Raw genomic sequence first — 2,124 nt, 5'->3', positions numbered from 1 at the left:
CTGGAACAGCTTGGCGCCGAGCTGTTCTTCCAGTCCGCGCACGGCATAGGAGACGGCGGCCTGCGTCATGCCCAGCTCGCGCCCGGCGGCGGTGAAGCTCGACAGCCGCCCGGCCGCCTCGAAGACGATCAGGCTGCCGGCCGAAGGCAGAAGGTGGCGCAAGCTTCGCATAAGCTGAGCTTATACAAGAGATCAGGATTTTCCAGCGTCACATCACCATTTTGTCGCGCTAGGCTCCTTCATGAGTGGAATGGAGTTGCCATGAACGCACCGGCCCCCGAAGTGACCGAACATGCCAACCGCCGCAGTGGCGGCCGCCTGGGGCGCAAGGCCCTGCGCGGAGCTCCCGTAACGTCGTTCCCGACGCTGGTCCGCCAGATCCCCGTCTACCAGATGGTCCCGGATGAGGCGGTCGAGCTGATCCACGAGGAGTCGCTCTTGATCCTCGAAGAGGTGGGATGCGAGTTCCGCGACGACGAGGCTATCGCACTGTGGAAGGCGGCGGGCGCGGATGTCTCGGAAACCCGTGTGCGGATCGACCGGGCCCTGCTGATGGAACTGGTGTCGAAGGTCCCGTCGGAGTTCACGCTCAATGCGAGGAATCCGCAGCGCACGGTGCGGGTGGGCGGCAACAATACCATCTTCGTGCCGATGTATGGCGCGCCCTATGTTCGCGATCTCGATAACAACAGGCGTTACGGCACGCTCGCCGACCTCAACAATTTCCACAAACTCGCCTACATGGCGCCGGCGCTGCATTCATCGAGTTCGGTCATTTGCGAGCCGATGGAAATCGCGGTACCGAAGCGTCACCTCCACATCATCCATTCCGCGCTTAAGCATTCCGACAAGCCGTTCATGGGCATCGTCACGTCCAAGGAGCGGGCGGAAGACACGATGGCGATGGCAGGCATCGTGTTCGGAGAGGATTACGTCCGCGACAATCCGGTCCTGGTGTCGATCACCAACTGCAATTCGCCGCTGGTGTGGGACGCCACCATGCTGGACGCGATGAAGGTCTATGCGCGAAGCAACCAGCCGCTGATCCTCGCACCCTTTGCACTGTGCGGCGCCTCGACTTCGGCGTCCGCCGTGGGCGCTGTGGCACAGGTCAATGCGGAAGCGCTGGCGGGCGTCGCCTTCACGCAACTGCTGCGCCCAGGCTCGCCGCAGATCTACGGACAGTTCATGGTCACGGTGGACATGAAGACCGGTGCTCCGATGGGCGGCACGCCCGAGGCGGCGCAGATGATGTATCTGATGGGAGCGCTGGCGCGGAAATACCGGCTGCCGTGGCGCACCTCCGGCTTCCATGTCGGGTCGAAGCTCAACGACGCCCAGGCTGGTTACGAGGCGAACATGCTGATGCATGCCGCCATCCTCGCCGGCGCCAACTACATCTGGCACTCCGCCGGATGGCTCGAGGCCGGCCTGACCTGCGGCTATTCGAAATTCGCCACCGACTGCGAACAGCTCGTCGGCTGGTACAAATATGCCGGCGGCCTGCCGTTCGACGATTTCAAGGAAGCCATGGCGGCAATCCGCGAGGTGGGACCGCAGGGCCATTTCCTCGGTACCCAGCACACGCTGGAACATTTCGAATCCGCCTTCTTCATGCCCTCGATCATGGACTTCAATTCGTTCGAACAGTGGAAGGCAGAAGGGGCGAAGGACCACGACACGCGCGGCCGCGAGAAGGCGCGCAACATGCTGGCGGATTACGAGGAGCCGAAGCTCGACGAAGGCATCGCCGATGGCCTGATGGATTTCATCGCGCGGCGCGAGGAGAGGCTGCCGGACAGCGTCAGTTGAGGCGAAGAACCAAGATCAAAGGGAACCAGACGGGAGGAAAAAATGGCATTCTTCAGAAGCAGTGGCGATCGCGTGCCGAGCGCTATCGAGGCAATGGCGGTCGAAGCACGCGCGGGTCGTGTCGACCGGCGCGAGTTCCTGGCGCTGGCAAGCGCCTTCGGCGCATCGACGGCTCTTGCCTATGGCATGATCGGCCTTGCCGTGCCGGATCGGGCCTTGGCCGAAGAGCCGAAGAAAGGCGGAACGCTGCGCGTCTCGATGTCGGTGAAGGGACAGAAGGATCCGCGCACTTACGACTGGGTGGAACTGGCG

At 62.9% G+C, this 2,124-nt stretch carries 2 protein-coding genes and 1 pseudogene; 2 read left to right on the top strand and 1 reads right to left on the bottom strand.

Annotated elements, in window-relative coordinates; genetic code table 11:
* The coding region (locus EN991_RS33700; RefSeq protein WP_127370355.1) for a LysR family transcriptional regulator at nucleotides 1-171 on the bottom strand (171 nt) is incomplete at its 3' end.
* 90 nt (nucleotides 172-261) lie between these two features.
* Between EN991_RS33700 and EN991_RS33695 the strand changes: the two genes are divergently transcribed.
* Together EN991_RS33695 and EN991_RS33690 are read left to right on the top strand one after the other, a co-directional pair.
* Nucleotides 262-1,812: a trimethylamine methyltransferase family protein gene (locus tag EN991_RS33695; protein WP_127370354.1), complete on the top strand. Its 1,551-nt coding sequence runs from the start codon at nucleotides 262-264 to the stop codon at nucleotides 1,810-1,812.
* A gap of 42 nt (nucleotides 1,813-1,854) precedes the next feature.
* Nucleotides 1,855-2,124: pseudogene (locus tag EN991_RS33690) on the top strand (diguanylate cyclase); the annotation flags it as partial.

Origin of the sequence: Mesorhizobium sp. M7A.F.Ca.US.005.03.2.1, assembly GCF_003997795.1 — a bacterium.
Classification (GTDB): Bacteria; Pseudomonadota; Alphaproteobacteria; order Rhizobiales; family Rhizobiaceae; genus Mesorhizobium; species Mesorhizobium ciceri.
This window is presented reverse-complemented; position numbering and strand designations above follow the sequence as displayed.